Origin of the sequence: Halanaerobium sp. ST460_2HS_T2 (genome assembly GCF_003337665.1) — a bacterium.
GTDB classification, from domain to species: Bacteria; Bacillota; Halanaerobiia; order Halanaerobiales; family Halanaerobiaceae; genus Halanaerobium; species Halanaerobium kushneri.
The window spans coordinates 17,117-35,672 of sequence record NZ_QPJF01000020.1; the positions used below are offsets into that span (position 1 = coordinate 17,117).

Genomic DNA, 18,556 nt, shown 5'->3' on the forward strand with positions numbered 1-18,556 from the left:
AATAATAACACTTAATTCTCAGAAGAATTTTTCTCCTCAATTAATTCCTTAAACTCTTCTTCAGTCAAGATTTCGATCCCGAGCTCCCTGGCTTTATCATATTTAGAACCAGGATTATCTCCAGTTACCAGATAATCTGTTTTAGAGCTAACTGAAGAAACTGCCCTGCCGCCAGCTTTTTCAACTAAATCTTTAACCTCAGAACGGCTGTAATTGTTTAAGGAACCTGTAAACACAAATTTTAAGCCCTCAAGAAATTTTGTGCTTTCTGATTCTTTTTTCTGCAGCCTGATCCCGGCCTGCTTTAATCTGCTCAAAAGATCTCTATTGTGTCTTTCCTTAAAAAACCCAACAATACTCTCGGCAATCACCGGGCCAATTTCATCAATTGCTTCTAATTCTTCTGCTGAAGCCTGCTGCAGCTCTTCTATAGAATTAAAGTTTGCTGCTAAAATTCTGGCAGCACCAATTCCAACATGTCTGATTCCCAGTGCATAGAGAACCCGAAAGAATTCTCTGTCTTTACTGGCTTCAACTGCCTCTATCACATTTTGAGAAGATTTTTCGCCCATTCTATCCAGGTCCTTAAGATGTGACTGCTTTAAAAAGTAAAGATCAGCATAATCTTCTATCAGATTGTTTTCCAAAAGCTGTTCAATTAATGCAGGACCAACCCCATCTATATTCATCGCATCTCTGGAAACAAAATGAAGTATACTCTCCTTGCGCTGGGCGGGGCAGCTGATATTAGTACAGCGGGTAACAGCTTCACCCTCAGGCCTAATTACCTCACCACCACAGACCGGACACTGATCTGGCATTTTAAATTCTTTTTCTGAACCATCGCGTTCTTCTTTTATTACTTTTACAACTTCGGGAATTATATCTCCTGCTTTCTGAACCAGAACAGTATCACCAATCCGGATATCTTTTCTTTTTATTTCATCTTCATTATGCAGAGTCGCTCTACTCACTGTTGAGCCAGCCAACTCCACTGGCTCCAGAATAGCTGTGGGGGTTAGTGCCCCTGTCCTCCCGAGTGAAATTTCTATATCTTTAATTTGAGTTGTCTTCTGCTGAGCCGGGAATTTATAGGCAATTGCCCAGCGAGGTGACCTTGCTGTTGAACCTAATTTTTCTCTCAGTGAAAGATTATTAATTTTGATTACCAGTCCATCAATCTCAAAATCCAGACTTTCCCTTTCTTCCTGCCAGTGTTCACAGATTTCAATAACCGCCTCAATATCTGCAGCTGCTTGATGCCAGTTGACCTTAAAACCCAGCTCTTTTAAGTAAGAAAACACTTCAAGATGGGTCTCAAATTCTCTGGTTGAATGGGAAATAAGATCATAAATCAAAATAGATAAACTGCGCTGAGCAGCAATTTTACTGTCCAGCTGTCTAACTGAACCTGCAGCGGCATTACGGGGATTGGCAAAGGGAGCTTCTTCATTTTCCAACCTTTCCTCATTTAAACGCTGGAATTCACTTTTTGCCAGATAAATTTCTCCTCTGAGCTCCATCTCTGCTTGCTCTTCAATTTTTAAGGGAAGTGAGCGGATAGTTTTCATATTTTGAGTAATATCCTCACCAACTTCTCCATTCCCCCGGGTTGCACCCAACTCAAAACTCCCATCTCTATATCTCATCACTGCCGAAAGACCATCAATTTTGTGCTCTACTACATACTGATAATCTTCACCACTAAGATTTTTCCTGACCCGCTGATCAAAATCTCTTAAATCCCCAGCATCAAATGCATTATCCAGACTCAGCATAGCTGCAGAATGCTCAACTTTTTCAAATTCATCCAGAACCTCTCCTCCGACTCGCTGAGTGGGGGAATCTTCAGTTACAAGTTCGGGAAACTCTTCTTCAAGTTTAATTAATTTCTGCATCAACTGATCAAACTCAGCATCAGAAATTGAAGGATCATCAAGTACAAAATATTTATATTCATGTTCTCTTATTTTTTTTCTTAAAGCTTTTACTTTCTTTTCTGCCTTTTCTTTTGTTAAATTTGTCATCTCTACACCTACCTAAACTTTCTGTATTGGAGCATATTCTGCCAGTAAATTTCTGGTCTTACCTTCGGCAAAAGCAATTTTTAATTCTGGATTTTTTTCTCCCCGAATAGAAAGAATAGTTCCAATTCCCCAGCGAGGATGGACAATTTTTTGACCAATAGCATAATCAGTACCAGAATTATCACTATGAATAAGTTCTTCCTCTTTTGCCATTTCAGAACGGGTATCAGCTGCCCCTGAAAGCAGTTCAGAAGGTATCTCTTCGATAAATTGAGAAGGAGGATTTATTTTTCTTTCCCCAAAACGAAGTCTGACCTGTGCTCTGCTTAAATATAATCTTTCTTCTGCTCTGGTCATCCCAACATAGCAGAGACGCCTTTCTTCTTCCATTCCTTTTTGTTCAAACATTGAATTAGAGTGAGGAAAAATTCCTTCTTCCATACCGACTAAAAAGACAACTGGAAACTCCAATCCTTTAGCAGAATGAATGGTCATCAAAGTTAAAGAACTCTGATTCTCTTCCATAGAATCAATATCTGACATTAGAGTAACTTCCTCTAAAAATCCAGCCAGAGTATTGTTGTCACTATTTTTCATATACTCATTGATAACAGAAAATAATTCTTCTATATTTTCCAATCTACTCTCTGCTTCAGCTGTTTTTTCTTCTTCTAAATTGTGACGGTAACCACTTTTATCTAAAAGTTTTTCAGTCAATCTGGCCAGGGCAATCTCATCCTGTTCAGCTCTTAATTCTTCTATAATTTCTGTAAAATGAAGCACTCTTTTAGCATAGGTTCCACTTAAAGCAGGGTTTTCTTTAGACTTTAAAGCAGCCTGATATAAGTTAAGACCTTCTGCTTCAGCAAAATCCTGGATCTTACCCAGAGTCCCGGCTCCAATTCCTCTTTTAGGACGGTTAATAATCCTTAAAAAACTGATATCATCAGCCGGATTGTAAATAAGACGCAGATAAGCCATAATATCTTTAATCTCCATTCGTTCATAAAAACGAACTCCCCCGACTATCTGATAGGGAATACCATATTTCATCAGCATATCCTCAAAAGCTCTTGACTGAGAATTTGTTCTGTATAAAACAGCCAGATCATCAAAGGTTAAATCTTCCTTTTCAGTCAGTTTTTTTGCAGTTCGACAGACAAAATCAGCCTCTTCTTTTTCATCTTTAGCTTCATAAAGTTCCAGTTTAGGACCTTCCCCTTGATCTGTCCACAGTTCTTTTTCTTTGCGGGAGGCATTATTTTTAATTACTGCCTGAGCAGCTTTTAAAATATTCCCTTTAGAGCGATAATTCTGCTCCAGGCGAATAGTTTTAACATCCGGATAATCATCTTCGAAATTTAAAATATTGCGGATGTCAGCTCCTCTAAAACCATAGATTCCCTGATCTGGATCACCAACTACGCATACATTTCGGTATTTCTCTGCCAGCAAATTTACCAACTGGTACTGAGCATGATTGACATCCTGATACTCATCTACCAGAATATATTTAAAACGTTCCTGATAGTGTTCCAGAACAAGTGGATATTCTTCAAAAAGCCTTACAGTTTGCTGAATCAGGTCATCAAAGTCCATAGCATTATTTTCTTTAAGACGTTTTTGATATTCTGCATAAATATCAGCTGCAGTCTGATCAAAAAAACTGCCAGAAACTGCTCGCATCTCTTCCGGAGTTTTTAGTTCATTTTTTGCATTTGAAATTTTACTTAAAACAGATCTCGGTTTAGTTTTTTTGGGATCTAGATTTTTTGATTTTAAAACTTCTTTTACAAGTTTTCGCTGATCGAGACTGTCAAAAATAACAAAATTTTTATTATAACCAAGCTTTTCCGCCTCGCGGCGTAAAATCCGAACACAAAAAGAGTGAAAAGTACTAACCCAGAGGCTGCTGTTTACTCCTCCCACCATATCCTTTACTCTTTCTTTCATTTCATTTGCTGCTTTATTGGTAAAGGTTACAGCAAGAATATTATAGGGAGAAACTCCATAATGGTTGATTAAATAACCTATTCTTCTGGTCAGAACTCTAGTTTTTCCACTACCAGCACCAGCCAGCACCAGCTCTGGACCTTTATGGTGTTTAACAGCATCTTTTTGAGCCTGATTTAAATTTTTCAGTACTTCACTTGCTTCCACCAAATCACTTCCTTATTTTAAAACTTATTATTTTTTTAAATGTTATTATTTTAACCCTTAGCCGCATAAAATTCTGCTTCCAAATCCTTTTCTGAACTTAGCTGCTCCATAATCTCTCTACCTTCAGTCAGAGAAAAATAAATTAAATGACTGCCACAGCTGCAGTCACTGGCCCCAAAACCTTCTACTGGTGTTCTACCACCATTATTGATTAAAGTTTGGGCCAGAAAACATTCTCCTTCAGCTGGGAGCTCAAAAACAAAATCTTTTTCCAGCTTTACTTCTGCTAAAAAGTAGTCTATATGCCAGTGGAATTTTTTATCACTGCTGTAATGACGTTTAATTCTTGCTTCAAGGTTCCGCTGAGCTGTACCCGCATAAAAATAATAACCAGGAGTAAAGTCTTTCTTACCCAGGGCACCAATCCTAATCTTCTTTTGATATTCAACTTTTATTTTTAAAATATATACTCCACCAGCAGGGTATTCACTCATTACAATCACTCCACTAACTTTTCTATTTAAGTTAAAATCACTTATTTCCTGCATATTGAACAGAAAAAATGCCGGTATCCCGGCATTTCAATTATAATACATTTATAAGTTTTTATCAATTTTTAAGCTGGAATTTAGCAATTATTATTTAAACCAAAAATCAAGAACTAAAAGGATTCTGCAAATTCTTTTACTAATTTTTTAGCTAAATTTTGATTAATCATCGAAAATGGACCCCCAACACAGCCACCACTACAGGCCATCCCTTCCAGAAAATTATAATCATGTTTATTTGCCCTGATTAAATAAAGTTCTTTTTTTAGTCTTCCTAATCCATCTAGCTGCCGGCATTTAAAATCAGATGCTGTCAGTTCCTTTAAAGATTGCTGTAGACCCCCAGCATAGGCAAACTGTCTGCCTAATTGTCCGGCATCATTTAGTTCTTCTTCCTCATTTATTTGAGCTAAATTAATATTGCTGGCTGTAAATAAGGCGAGCATCTCTGCAAAATTCAAAACATAATCAACATTTTTATCCTTTAGTGCCTCTGCCTTTTTGGCAGTACATGGTCCCACAAAAACAGTCTTCAGTTCAGGATTTTTACTCTTAATTTCTGCCGCGGTTACTGACATCGGAGAGTCTGTCTTAGAAATTAGAGCTGAAAGTTCTTCAAATTCTTTTTCTACCATTTTTTTAAAGGCCGGACAGCAGGAAGAAAGTAATGTCTTATTAAATTCAATTTTTTCTTCCAGTTCTTCAGCTTCAGCTGCTGCAGTTATTTCAGCTCCAGCAGCAACTTCTCTCACCAGCCTAAAACCAACTTTTTTCAGAGCATAATTTACCTTTGCTGCACTCTGCTGATGTCCAAATTGGCCTAAAAATGAAGGCGCAAGCATCACAGCCAAGTTATTTTTTTCAGCAAACAAATTTAGGGCAACTTCAATCAGATCACTAATCGCTGTTATTGCTCCAAAAGGGCAGGCTGCTATACAGCTGCCGCAGCTTACACACTTTTTTTGATCAATTTTAGCTTGACGATTGGAATCAGAACTGATGGCATCAAGCTCACAGGCTCTGCTGCAGGGGCGTTCATTTTCTAAGATAGCATTATAAGAACAGGCCTGAGCACATTTGCCACACTCCACACATTTATCCTGATCAATATAAGCTTTATTCTGAATAACTACTATTGCCTTTACCGGACAGCTATTAACACATTTATGGGCTACACAATTTCTGCAGGCATCGGTAACTAGATATTTATCAATTGGACAACTGTCACATGCTTTACCAATTACTTCAACTATCCTTTTTTTCTTCTGCCAGCGTGGCAATGAAGCTGCCAGTTCCTCCAAACTTTTTTTGCTGTTTTCTGCAATATTAAAACCCAGTACTGCTTTAATTCGCTCCTCAAAAATAGCTCTTTCTTTAAATTCACAGCATCTGTAGCGAGCTGTATCTTTTGTTATCATTTTTTTAGATAAATTCGAAATTTCTGCTGTCAGATCTCCAGATTTAACAAGCTTGAGAAGCTCAACATACAGTTTTCTTTTTAACTTAACAATCTCAGAAATTGCATTATTACTCATTTTAACAGCTCCTATTTTATATTCTCTCTTATAATCTTATATAGTTTTTCCGGATTTAAATTCTGATAAACTTTACCATTAAATTCAGCAACTGGAGCCTGATCACAACAGTTATCAATACAGTGACTTGTTTTTAACTCTATTTTTTGCCGCAGCTTACAATCAAATTTTTCTACTGATTCAAGCAAATTCGCAGCTCCCATCAAATGACAGGGAGTTCCTATACATATTTTCAAAATGTTTTTGGACATCTATTCCACCTCCTCTGACTTAAAACCATTCAATTTCGACCTTCTTTTTTATCCGCCTCAGCTGCTCAGCAATCTGACTAATTATCTGACTTCTGATTCCAAGATTAATTGGCAGATTAAGACTCTGATGAGATTCATTAACAGCTCGGCCTACCAGAAATTTAACACTATCACTTTCCAAAAGCAGACGGGTAAAACGAGAAGCTCCATCCTTACCTTCAACTGGAATCTGACCAGGTTTATATTTTTTTAGCATTGAAAGAACCCGGTTTAAAGTTAATAATCCCTCAGTTAAAAGTTCAATTCCATCCATTTTACTGATTGGAGGAATATCTCGATCATAATATTTAAGTCCAACCTCCAGATCTCTGTTCAATTCGCGAGCTGCAATTTGAGCTGTAGTTCCCCCACTAATAATCTTTTTACCTTCGGCTTCAGAAATTTTCCTGGCCAGAAGACTGTCATTTTCTTTTTTCAAAGGAGGACCACTCCAGATATTTAATTTTCTTTTCCTACGATATTTCATACCAATAATTGTAAAGTCATCACCAGCCTGATCCCCATAAAAAGTATTAAAAACTTTAACTAGTTTATTAATATTATTTTTTAAATCTGTCTGACTTCTTTTAACTACTCTTTCAATTTCACAGGCGACTCCCTCCCAGCCCAGACCGAAATTTAGAAGTCCCCCTATCCCGGCATGAGTAACTCCATCACTAACTAAAAACAGCTGATCCTGACGCTGAAATTTAAAATTGGCCTCTCTAATTTTTTTGCCTTCTAATTCAAACTCTCTATAATCTAATTTTTGCACCTGTTTGTTTCTAAATAAAAAAGCTGAAGGACTATCAATTTCTATCAGCCGCAGCTGCTGATTTTGATCAATTATTAAAAAAACCAGGGTAGCATAAGCAATTCCTCTAACTTCACAAACAGGAAGTGTAGCCAGAATGGTCGAAAGAATTTCTTTTAAAGGTAGTTCTTTTTCCAGCAGCCCGGAAGCAATTTTTGCGGTTAAGGTGGAAAGAATATTGGCTTTAATACCACTTCCCAGACCATCAGATAAAACGACAATAGTTTTATTTCCTTTTTTAATAATCTCTACGCTATCACCACAGACTTCCTCTCCAGCTTTAGGAATCGATCTATAAAATTCTTCAAAAACCAGTCCCATTATTCATCACCTGCCTGCAGCAGATCTGCAAGCTCTGTTAAAGCAGCCTTTGTTTCTACAGTTGTTTCTCCTAAAAGACCTGCTATTTCCTGCACAGTCTGCATCTGTTTATTAACAACATCATTTGTTTTTTCAACAGCTACTTTTTTCATTTTCTGAAGCTCAAGCCGCTGTTTTTCCTGCTGGCTGATATCAGTTAAAATTCCAACTATAACTTTATGTTCTTTAAGCGCGAAAATAGTCTGATCGACGATAATACCTCCCTTTTTATAGGAGCATTTTTGGTGAATAAGCCGCTGATTAAGATTCCAGGCTTTTTGAAAACTACTGCTGTTAATAAATTTATCCAGTTTTATCCCCTTCAAATCTCTATTCGTCTGAGTAAATAGTTCTCGGGCCACAGGATTAAATTTCTGAATTTCCATCTGATCGTTGACTACAACTATCGCATTATGTGATGACTCAACTATAATTTGAGATAGAGACTCAGCTCTTGATTTCATGTAGGGAATACACATTTTCTTTTCCGCAAATCCATGATATACTGCAGCTGCTTTTTCGCGACAACTCGAATAACCACAGCCACCACAGTCTTTTTCGTCCTCTTTCTTTTCTTTAGCAATCGAAGCCAATATTTTTCTAATTGCTGACTCCGGTACTTCAGGCAGCTGCATTTTTTTATTCTGATGTTCTCTTTTAATTGATACCTCTTTATTTATAGGAAGATAGCTTTTAATTTTATTTTTTTTATTAGCTGTTAAATAATTATGAACTTCTAACTCTTTTAAAGGAATACTTAAATCATTATTGATTGCTGGACCATTAATACACCCCCCTGAGCAGGCAAGCAGTTCGACCAGCTCTACCTTAATCTTAGCCTTATCTCTTTTTAAATCTTCCAGAAAATTTATTATATTATCAAGACCACTTAAATGCAGTGCTTTATTTCCACAACCGGGATCAGCTCGAAGTAAATCTGCTGCTTTAACAGCACCACCAGAAAGAGCATAATCTGCAGTCAACTGAGAGGCTGGAAGATCCACCTCTACCTCGTTAAGTTCAGAAATTTTAATTCCCTTCTTCTCTAAAAAAAGCCTGAGATGTTCAAAGGTTATTACAATATCAGGTCTATAATTTCTTCTTTTTTCATTTTTACTTTCTTCAATTTTGGCCAGACAGGGACCAATAAAAACTACTCTTGCCTTTTCAAATTTATTTTTTAATTCTGCTGTCTGCAGCATCATTGGGGAGAGGACGGAAGCTAGTTGGGGCAGTAATTCTGGATAGTGTTTTTCAATTAAATTTACTACCGCCGGGCAGCAGGAAGTCATCAGAGTTTTATCCATCTCTTTTCTCTCCTCTTTAAACTGCTGTACAACTCTGGCAGCAGCCTCTGCAGTTTCAGCTATATAATCAAAACCAATTAATTTTAGTGCTTTAACTAACTGTCCTGGTTTAAGCTCAGAGAAAGCAGCCACAAACGATGGTGCGATTGAGGCAATTAAATAGCTGTCTGATTCCAAATATGCTTCTAATTTCTTTTCTTCAAAAAGCGCACTTTTTGCTCCCTGAGGACAGGTTTTAATACAGTTGCCACAGTAAATACATTTTTCTTCAATAATAAAAGCCTGATTATCTTTAAATCCAATTGCTGCTACCGGACATTCCCGGAGACACTTATGACAGTCCTTACAGCTGGCCGGCCTGACAATCAAGGTCTCATTCATTTTGATCATCCAGCAAATATTTTTTGAAGATTCCTCTGGCATTTTCTTCAGTGACTGCAGCTATCTTCTGGCCATCTATTTCTATATTAACGCCTGCCGTACAGTTCCCCTGACAGAAACTGCCAGAAATTTTTATTTCTTGAAGCTGATTTTTTTCAATTTCTTTCTTAAAAATTTCTATTATCTTCTCTGACCCCTTTAAATGACAGCTGCTGCCAACACATATAATTATTTCGTTCATTGTATGTCCTCCTCTAAGTTTTAAGTAATTTAAATCTTACTGTTTTTAACTTTTAATTTTGCGAAAATCAACAAAGTATCTATTATATACGATATTTTGAATCACAAAAAGATGCTCTGGGGAGAGCATCTTTTTGCTAGAGTATATTTTACATTTGGGCAAATTTATTATAAATCTCCTTTAAATGATTTTTGATATAGCTCTTTGATTTCTGAAATCAGCGGATAGCGTGGATTTGCTGCTGTACACTGATCATCAAAAGCTAATTCGGAGATCGCATCAACTTTTTTATTAAACTGTTCTTCTGTTACTCCTGCTTCCTGAATTGTTGCAGGAATATCCAATTCTGTTTTCAGTTCATTAATTGCATCTATTAAAAGATCTACCTTTTCCTCTGGAGTTCTTCCTCCCAGACCAAGGTGATCTGCTATTTTTGCATATCTAATTTTAGCTCTTGGATATTTATACTGTGGAAAAGCTGTCTGTTTAACTGGTTTATCACTGGAATTATATTTGATGACATTGTTAATTAGTAAAGCATTTGCCAATCCATGTGATAAATGAAAAGCCGATCCCAGCTTATGAGCCATTGAGTGACAGATTCCTAAAAAGGCATTGGCAAAAGCCATACCAGCAGTTGTAGCTGCATAATGAATCTTTTCTTTTGCTTTTCTGGCATCTGCTCCTCCCTGATAAGACTCGGGTAAATATTTAAAGATTAATCTTATGGCTTCTAAAGATAAGCCTCTGGTATATTCACTTGATAAAACTGATACATAGGCTTCAATTGCATGAACTAAAGCATCTATCCCGGAATGTGCTGTCAGAGTTTTAGGCATTGATAGCACCAGATCAGGATCAACAATTGCCATATTTGGTGTTAACTCATAATCAGCAATCGGATATTTTATTCCTGTACTGTCATCTGTTACTACTGCAAAAGGAGTAACTTCTGAACCTGTACCGGAAGTAGTCGGAATCGCAACCAGTTCAGCTTTGTTTCCTAATTCAGGAAATTTATAAATTCTCTTTCTGATATCCATAAAGGTCATTGAGAGTTCCTTAAACTCTGCCTCTGGATGTTCATATAACAGCCAGGCAATTTTTGCGGCATCCATTGGTGAGCCCCCACCAAGAGCAATGATTAAATCAGGTTTAAAACTCTGCATCTGTTTTACAGCTTTCCGGACCATAGAAATTTCTGGATCTGGCTCAACATCGGCAAACACTCTATAATCAACACCATGCTTATCCAGTTCATCTGTAACTCGATCAGTATAGCCCATTTTGGCAAGCGGCTTATCTGTCATAATAAAGGCTCGCTTTTTGTCTTTCAATTCTGCCAGAGCAGAAGGTAGCGCTCCATATTTAAAATAAATATTTTCGGGAACTTTAAACCAGAGCATATTTTCTTTTCTTTCTGCAGTCGTTTTTATATTCATTAGATGTTTAACCCCCACATTTTCACTGACTGAATTTCCACCCCATGACCCACAACCTAAAGTTAATGATGGCTCGAGCTTAAAGTTATAAATGTCACCAATTGCTCCCTGTGATGAAGGCATATTAACTAAAATTCTACCTGTTTTCATCTGATGACTGAAATAATCTTTACGCTCATCATTTATACTGTCAGTATATAAAACGGAGGTATGACCAATTCCACCAAATTTAACTAATTCAACTGCATTAGCCACTGCGTCTTTAAACTCAGCTGCTTTATATAAAGCAAGAGTTGGTGATAATTTCTCATAAGAAAAAGGCTCTTCTTTACCAACCTCTTCTACTTCTGCAATTAATACTTTTGCATCCTGAGGTACATTAACTCCTGCCATTGCTGCGATATTATGAGCACTCTGCCCTACAATTTTAGCATTAATATGGCCGTCAATAAGCAGAATTTCGGATACTTTTTCTCTTTCAGCTTCACTTAAAATATAAGCTCCACGATCTTCAAATTCCTTTTTTACTTTATCATAAACTTCATCAACCACAGTTACTGACTGTTCAGAAGCACAGATAACTCCGTTGTCAAAAGTTTTACTCATTAATATTGAACTAACAGCCATTTTTAGATGAGCTGTCTCATCAATAACTGCTGGAGTATTTCCTGCACCAACCCCAATTGCTGGTTTCCCTGAAGAATAAGCTGCCTTAACCATTCCTGGGCCACCAGTTGCCAGGATCATACTGACTTTGGGATGCTGCATTAAATGCTGAGATAACTCGATTGAAGGCTCATCTATCCAGCCAATAATATTTTCGGGAGCTCCTGCTTCCACTGCAGCTTTTAGAATAGTTTTTGCCGCTTCAATTGTACACTCTTTAGCACTAGGATGGGGAGAAAATATAATAGCATTTCTAGTCTTTAAAGAAATTAAGGACTTAAAAATTGTTGTTGAAGTTGGATTGGTTACCGGAACAATACCGGCGATAATTCCAATCGGCTCCGCAATTTTTTTAATACCATATGCAGTATCTTCTTCCAGAATCCCACATGTTTTTTGATCACGATACTTATTATAAATATATTCGGATGAAAAATGATTTTTAATTACTTTGTCTTCAACAATTCCCATTCCAGTATCTTTAACAGCCAGCTTAGCTAGCTCAATCCGCTGATCGTTAGCAGCAATTGAAGCTCTTCTAAATATTGCATCAACTTCCTGCTGGCTATACTCGGCGTATTCTTCTTGAGCTGTCTCTACTTCAGCAATCATCTCATCAAATTCTTCTACTGTACTAACATTTTTAATCTTCATTAGTTATCCTCCTTTTGGACTTATAAAGTTATTGTGAAGATTATAACAAATTTTAATAAAAAAATATTTTCTTTATCTTATGAAATTATAATGGTTGTTATATCAGCCTTTTATTTTTATAACTTATCTGATATTTATAGAATAACACGCAAAAATTATTATATCAAATATAAAAGTGTTTAATTTCACATTATATTTAATCTTTAAAAGCGATTAGCTATCATTTACTATGCTAAATCCTATTAATTCTCAGTTTTATTTAGATAGCAGCTAAAAATTTTAGTTTATTTTAAAAAATGTTATAATAATAATAAGCAAAAGTGAATAAAATGAAGTACAAATTATTTAGTTTGACTAGTTTCTATAATTTAGAATAACACAATAGGAGATGATATTATTAATAATAAATTTACAATCAATGAAAAAAATGAGATGTATCAAATAGAACAAATGGAAGAAAAAGCTGTTCTGGTTGGTCAAAATGAAAGTGAGTTGAATGAACTGGAACTTCTTGTTGAAACAGCAGGAGCAAAAAGCATTTTAAAAATGACCTATCATGACCGAAAAATTGATCCCGCCTATTATATAGGAAGTGGTAAGGTTAGAGAAATTAGAGAAGCAGCTGAAACTGCAGCAGCCAATTTAATTGTATTTGATAATGAACTTTCACCTGTTCAGCAACGTAATCTGGAAGATAAAATTGAAATAAAAGTAATTGATCGCTCTCAGGTAATCTTAGATATCTTTGCCCGTCATGCTCACAGCCGTGAAAGCAAAATTCAGGTTGAACTGGCACAGCTAGAATATCGTCTTCCCCGCTTGCAGGGACGAGGAGTAGAAATGTCAAGACTTGCAGGTGGAATTGGAACTCGTGGTCCTGGTGAAACAAAACTCGAGGTTGACCGCCGTCGAATTGAAAAGAAAATCCACCGTTTAAAAGAAAATTTGAAAGAAATTAAAGCCAGCAGAGAAGTTCAGCGCAGCAGCAGGCGTGACCCAGTGGCAGCACTGGTTGGCTACACAAATGCTGGGAAATCAACTTTAATGAACAGACTTGCTGGAGCAGACAGTTATACTGCTGACAAATTGTTTGCAACTCTTGATTCTACTATGAGGCAGCTGGAGTTACCTGTGGGCCAGAATATTATTTTGAGTGACACAGTTGGCTTTATCAGTAAGCTCCCCCACCAGCTGGTAGCTTCTTTTAGAACTACCCTGGAAGAAATAGAAAATGCTGATATTATTCTGCATTTAATTGATGCCTCAAACTCTGATCTGGAAAGAAATATTAGGGTGGTTAATGACGAAATCAAAGAGTTGGTTGAAGTTGACTGTAAAATCATCAAGGTCTTTAACAAAATTGATTTAATTGAGGAATCACGACTTGCTGATTTAAAAATAATTTATCCAGATGCTCTTTTTATCTCAGCTTTAAAAAGAATTAATACTAATTCTGTTGTTGAGAAACTAAATAAAATTATCAGCGAAGAAATGGTAGAAGTAGAGCTGGATCTTCCCTATTCTGAAGCATCCTGGGTAGAAAGGATTCACAATACAGCTAAGGTATATGAAGAAAAATACCAGAAAAATAATATTTATTTAAAAGCTCTGCTTCCTCAAACTACAGCTGCAAAACTAAAAAAATACCGCAGAGAAGCTTAAATTCTCTGCGGCTTACTTTTTAAAAATTATTCTATTCTATATTCTGATTAATCATTTTCAACAACTATTTGATCAGTATCAACTTCGGGAATCCCTTTTTCTTTTGCTTCCAGTTCAGCAAGCAGTTCTTCCACTTCTTCTTTATTAAAAGTATAGGTGTTATTACAGAAATGACAGCGAACTTCGATTTCTCCTTCTTCAGCCAGAGTCTCTTCTATATCCTCTCTGCCAAGTCCGGCTATTAATTCATAACTTCTTTCTCTACTGCAGCGGCATTTGAACTTAACATCTTTGCGGGCCATAATTCTATAATCCATATCTCCCAGCAGTTCCTCTAATAATTCTTCCGGAGTCATTCCAGCCTCAATTAATTTACTGACTGAACTTACCTTTGCCAGATTATCTTCCAGCATCTGAATAGTCTCTTCAGAAGCATCAGGAAGTAATTGGATAATAAATCCTCCAGCTGCTTTAACACTGAGATCTGTGTCTACTAAAACCCCCAGACCTACAGCTGATGGAACCTGTTCAGAGGCAGTAAAATAATAAGTTAAATCTTCCCCAATTTCTCCCGAAACTAGCGGCACACTACCTGTATAAGGCTCTTTCATTCTCATAATTTTGGTTAAAGAAAGTTCTCCTGCCCCAACAGCCTTTGCCACATCAAGCTTACCTGTATCAGTTTGATATAAATCTAAGTTTGGATTTTCAATATAACCTCTTACTTCACCCTCCTGATTGGCATCAGCTACAATTTTACCGGCAGGTCCAGTACCTTCAATTTTTAGAACAATTTCATCTCCAGACTTAACTAATGAGCCAGTTAATAAGGCACCAGTAATAACCCTACCTAAAGCTGCAGTTGCTACAGGGGTAGTCTGGTGTCTCTCCTGTGCTTCTCTCACAACATTAGTAGATTTAACTGCCAGAGCTCTTATTTCCTTATTGGTTGTTATTGCACGAATTAAATAATCATCCATATATAATCTCCTCCAGATTGATTAGCTACAAATCAAATTATAATTTTAATTATCCATACATTATTTTATTAAATTCAGCTCTAATGTCAAATTATTTTATTCTAACTTAATTATACAAAGTTCTCATTTTAATTTTCAGTAAGTATAAAGAAATTATTAAAAACCCCCAAATACCTAACTTCACTCTCAGATTTCTGTAGAGTGAAAATACTAAAAAAGACATAATCATCAACCTCGGTCTGCAACTCAAGCATTGGTGCTGCAACTGCACCTCCAAAAATTCTTTCAATATCATTGTCTGCCTGCGAACGAATCTCTGCAACACCCCAGTTGATAAATTCTTCCCGAGAAGGATTCGTAACCGCTGCACCGACTAACAAAACCAGAATAATTACTAAGCTTATTAAAAAATTTTTCATTTAATCACCCTCTTTTCTTTTTAGTTGGTAAATATCAGAATCTACTTTCTCTGCTTTAATCACAAAATTGAATTTATTTATTTTTAGACAGTACTCAAAATCTTCAGCCGGCATTTCTGATTGAGTCTCTTCTACAAAAAATCTATCTCCGGCAGGACTCCTTAATCTCTTTTTAATTTCAGCCTTAGAAAAAGTTTTTTTGTTTTCTAAAATTCTTGTTAATTGATCGATATAAAGATTATCCTCAGCTGCCTCTGTGACTCCGTTATTGCCCATTGCTACCAGAGAGACCAGTTGAGGATCCTTGCTTTTAATATAATCAGCCACCGCAGTAATATTTACAAAACTACCTGTAATAATTTCAGCTGCATTTTGGGCTGCAATGATTCCTTTAGTACCGGCACTGGTACTTAAAATTATATTTCTATCCGCAAAATTATGACAGGAGATGAAGTATGGAGAATTATTAAAGTCAAATTCTGAAATTTTAATTCCCCTTCTCTCTCCAATCAATACTGAATTTTTTAATTTCTTTTTTAATTGTTTTGCTGTCTTAATTTTACTAACTATAAAAATATTTTCTGCTTGATTTGCAAAAAGATAGGCGGCAGTTGTATAGGCTCTGAAAACATCAATGATTACTGTTAAGCCTTCTGCTTCTGCAGCTCCCTCTAAAAATTTTAGTTTTTTTATTTCCATCTTTCCACTTCCCTAACTTCCAAATTTTATGGCTTAATATTTTTTTAAACACCAGAGAAATTTAATATCTGGCTGAGGCCAGACTCCTATTTAAAAGATCTTCAATTTTTTCTATTTCCTGATTTTTAAGAAAAGATCTAAAGGCTGAACTTTCATTTAGTAATTTCTTTAAATTTTGCCTGCTTAAATTAGCTTTTCCCTGATCTCTGGAACCATCTTTTGTAATTAAAAGTTCCTGATAACTGATATATTCAAAGCTAATTATTCCCTTAGCCCGAATAAACTCTAAAGCTCTCTTAACAGCTATCTCCTCTGCTGAAAGGGCCAGTGCAGCCCGCTCCAGATTAAAAATTCCGTTCTCCTGCTTCAGGCTGAATTTAAGCAGCGAAAGTAATTTTTGGATGAATTTATTAAAAACTAAACTCTCTTCTCTGCTCTTAACTAAAATTAATTTTTGACAGTTACTTAAAAGTATAATTTCTTTTAAGACAGGTAGTGAAGGAGGAATGGTGAGCAAAACTAATTTATCAGCCTTTTTAAAATAATTTCGATTTATTAAGGGATAAAGTTGATATTCCTGCAGACCCTCAGCAAAGTAAACCGTGTTTTCTGCACCAGCTTCAAGTTCTGAAATTTTTTTCTGGCGCCAGTCAATTACTTTAAGCAGTCTTTTTTCATTTTTTCCTTTTTTAACTTTTTTAGCGACATCTTTTAGTGGTGCAAGTGCTTTTATTTCAAGCTGCAGGCTTTTATTACCCTGATAAATATTCTCAGTTAATCTGCAGGCAGTCTGCTGCAAAAAGTTGCTTTCCAGTTCTCCCGCCCACCACCAGAGTGCTGTGATTTTTTTATCCTGATCACCGAAAATAAGTTTTTTATGTTTACCAGCCGATATTTCACGACTGCTTAAGACTTTGCTTTCCAGATAAAAAAGAGGCTCTGGATTGGCTTCGCCAAAGGGAGCAAAAAGTCGCAGTCCCTGATAAAAATCATCATTTATTTCTTCCAGCTTCAGATTCAAATCTGTCTCAATTTTTAGCTCAGAATCAATCTCTGTTAATTTTTGATCAATCAGACGCTGCAGTCTTAAACGGAATTTTTCCAATCTGTCTTTCTTTAATGAGAAACCCGCTGCTGCTGCATGACCCCCGTGTTTTTCTAAAAGATCAGAACACTTCCCGATCAAATTATTAATATTTACGCCTTCAATCGAGCGGGCAGAGCCGGTTATCAATTCACTCTGCTGATTTGAAGTCATTAAAACTGCCGGTACCTGATAGTTCTCAGTAATTCTTCCTGCTGCTATCCCAATAACTCCCTGATGCCAGCTGGAATCATAAGCAACAATTCCCTGCCGCTGACCGCTTTCGATTTTCTTCTCTGCTTCCAGATAAATTTTCTGGCTTATTTCTTTTCGATGCTGGTTAATTTGATATAATTCCGCGGCCAGTCCGGCTGCCTGCTTTTTATCATCTGCCAGAAGTAATTTTAATCCCTTTTCAGCACTGTCAATTCTACCAGCTGAATTTAACAAGGGTCCAATCTGAAATCCCAGAGTCTTTTCATTTATCGTTAGAGGATTTATATCAAGTTCATTGTAAAGAGCCTTAAGCCCAATTCTATCTGTATTTTTCAATCTTTTTAGACCGGTTTTAAATAAATAGCGATTTTCTCCTTTTAGGGGAACTACATCAGCTATAATGGCAAGTAATAATAAATCCAAATAATCTTTCTCAGCTCCATTCATCTCAAGCCGCTCATAAATTGCTTTTATTAAAAAATAGGCCATCCCCGCTCCTGGCAGCCAGTATCCCTGATGATCTTCAGGCAGCAGCCGGGGGGAAATTACATAGTCTGCAGGAGGTAATTCATCCGGTAATTCATGGTGATCAGTGACAACAAAATCCATTCCAAGTTCTCTAGCAAATTTAACTTCCTCATAATTACTGATACCACAATCACAGCTGATGACTAGATCAATTTGATCCTGGTATGAAGCCAGTACTTCTTTATTGAGACCATAACCCTCTTTAAAACGATCAGGGATGTGATAGCTTATCTGATCAGAAAGGCGGCTTAGCGCTCCAACTAGAATTGAAGTAGAAGTTATTCCATCAACATCATAGTCCCCATAAATTAAAATTTTATTATTTGCTTTAATATGTTCTATAATAAAATCTGCAATTTCCATAATCTGAGGAAAGTCTCTTAATTCAAGCTGGGAATAAGCAGCTGGTTCTATAAATTCTATTAACTCAGCCTTTGAATTCAGCCCCCGCTTCTGAGCCAGTCGGGCAAGCTGTTTATTTTCAAGATATTCAACTAATTCCTCAGCTGGTTCAAATACTTCTGCTTTTTTAATCTGCATAGC

The 18,556-nt window shown here is 36.4% G+C and carries 14 protein-coding genes; 1 reads left to right on the plus strand and 13 read right to left on the minus strand.

Annotated features, from left to right (window positions below; all coding sequences use genetic code 11):
* Window positions 1-11: 11 nt before the first annotated feature.
* The 9 genes from ligA to adhE form a co-directional block, all read right to left on the minus strand.
* Window positions 12-2,027, minus strand: a complete 2,016-nt coding sequence (gene ligA, locus DFR80_RS10390) for an NAD-dependent DNA ligase LigA (protein WP_114489928.1) — start codon at window positions 2,025-2,027, stop codon at window positions 12-14.
* A 12-nt stretch (window positions 2,028-2,039) separates the two neighbouring features.
* Window positions 2,040-4,187: a DNA helicase PcrA gene (gene pcrA / locus DFR80_RS10395; RefSeq protein ID WP_076544818.1), complete on the minus strand. Its 2,148-nt coding sequence runs from the start codon at window positions 4,185-4,187 to the stop codon at window positions 2,040-2,042.
* 50 nt (window positions 4,188-4,237) lie between these two features.
* Complete coding sequence (locus DFR80_RS10400) at window positions 4,238-4,735, minus strand: DUF123 domain-containing protein (protein ID WP_233493823.1); 498 nt, start codon at window positions 4,733-4,735, stop codon at window positions 4,238-4,240.
* 113 nt (window positions 4,736-4,848) lie between these two features.
* Window positions 4,849-6,270 carry a monomeric [FeFe] hydrogenase gene (locus tag DFR80_RS10405; RefSeq protein ID WP_114489930.1) on the minus strand — a complete coding sequence of 474 codons (1,422 nt, stop codon included), beginning with the start codon at window positions 6,268-6,270 and terminating at the stop codon, window positions 4,849-4,851.
* Window positions 6,271-6,281: 11 nt separating this feature from the next.
* On the minus strand, window positions 6,282-6,521 hold the full coding sequence (locus DFR80_RS10410) for an NAD(P)H-dependent oxidoreductase subunit E (RefSeq protein WP_076544815.1): 240 nt from the start codon (window positions 6,519-6,521) through the stop codon (window positions 6,282-6,284).
* 19 nt (window positions 6,522-6,540) lie between these two features.
* Window positions 6,541-7,695 (minus strand): SpoIIE family protein phosphatase, encoded by a 1,155-nt coding sequence (locus tag DFR80_RS10415; RefSeq protein WP_114489931.1) that lies wholly within the window; start codon window positions 7,693-7,695, stop codon window positions 6,541-6,543.
* Window positions 7,695-9,422 carry a [Fe-Fe] hydrogenase large subunit C-terminal domain-containing protein gene (locus DFR80_RS10420; protein ID WP_076544813.1) on the minus strand — a complete coding sequence of 576 codons (1,728 nt, stop codon included), beginning with the start codon at window positions 9,420-9,422 and terminating at the stop codon, window positions 7,695-7,697. The genes DFR80_RS10415 and DFR80_RS10420 overlap by 1 nt, the downstream gene beginning before the upstream one ends.
* Complete coding sequence (locus DFR80_RS10425) at window positions 9,415-9,663, minus strand: (2Fe-2S) ferredoxin domain-containing protein (RefSeq protein ID WP_076544812.1); 249 nt, start codon at window positions 9,661-9,663, stop codon at window positions 9,415-9,417. Before DFR80_RS10425 ends, DFR80_RS10420 begins: the two co-directional genes overlap by 8 nt.
* Before the next feature lie 167 nt (window positions 9,664-9,830).
* Window positions 9,831-12,425: a bifunctional acetaldehyde-CoA/alcohol dehydrogenase gene (gene adhE, locus DFR80_RS10430; RefSeq protein WP_076544811.1), complete on the minus strand. Its 2,595-nt coding sequence runs from the start codon at window positions 12,423-12,425 to the stop codon at window positions 9,831-9,833.
* A gap of 432 nt (window positions 12,426-12,857) precedes the next feature.
* Between adhE and hflX the strand changes: the two genes are divergently transcribed.
* Window positions 12,858-14,087, plus strand: coding sequence for a GTPase HflX (gene hflX, locus DFR80_RS10435; protein WP_076544810.1), 1,230 nt, complete (start codon window positions 12,858-12,860; stop codon window positions 14,085-14,087).
* Between the two features lie 47 nt (window positions 14,088-14,134).
* On the opposite strand, the gene hslO is transcribed toward hflX, so the two are convergent.
* The 4 genes from hslO to recJ all read right to left on the minus strand — a co-directional run bounded on the left by hslO (window position 14,135) and on the right by recJ (window position 18,553).
* A complete protein-coding gene (gene hslO / locus DFR80_RS10440; RefSeq protein WP_076544809.1) occupies window positions 14,135-15,067 on the minus strand; it encodes an Hsp33 family molecular chaperone HslO in 933 nt (310 codons plus the stop codon).
* A 128-nt stretch (window positions 15,068-15,195) separates the two neighbouring features.
* The gene (locus DFR80_RS10445) at window positions 15,196-15,486 is read right to left on the minus strand and encodes a hypothetical protein (RefSeq protein WP_076544808.1); all 291 of its coding nucleotides are present in this window, start codon (window positions 15,484-15,486) and stop codon (window positions 15,196-15,198) included.
* Complete coding sequence (locus DFR80_RS10450) at window positions 15,487-16,185, minus strand: 2-phosphosulfolactate phosphatase (RefSeq protein ID WP_076544807.1); 699 nt, start codon at window positions 16,183-16,185, stop codon at window positions 15,487-15,489.
* Window positions 16,186-16,246: 61 nt separating this feature from the next.
* Window positions 16,247-18,553, minus strand: coding sequence for a single-stranded-DNA-specific exonuclease RecJ (gene recJ, locus DFR80_RS10455; protein ID WP_114489932.1), 2,307 nt, complete (start codon window positions 18,551-18,553; stop codon window positions 16,247-16,249).
* Window positions 18,554-18,556 lie beyond the last annotated feature (3 nt).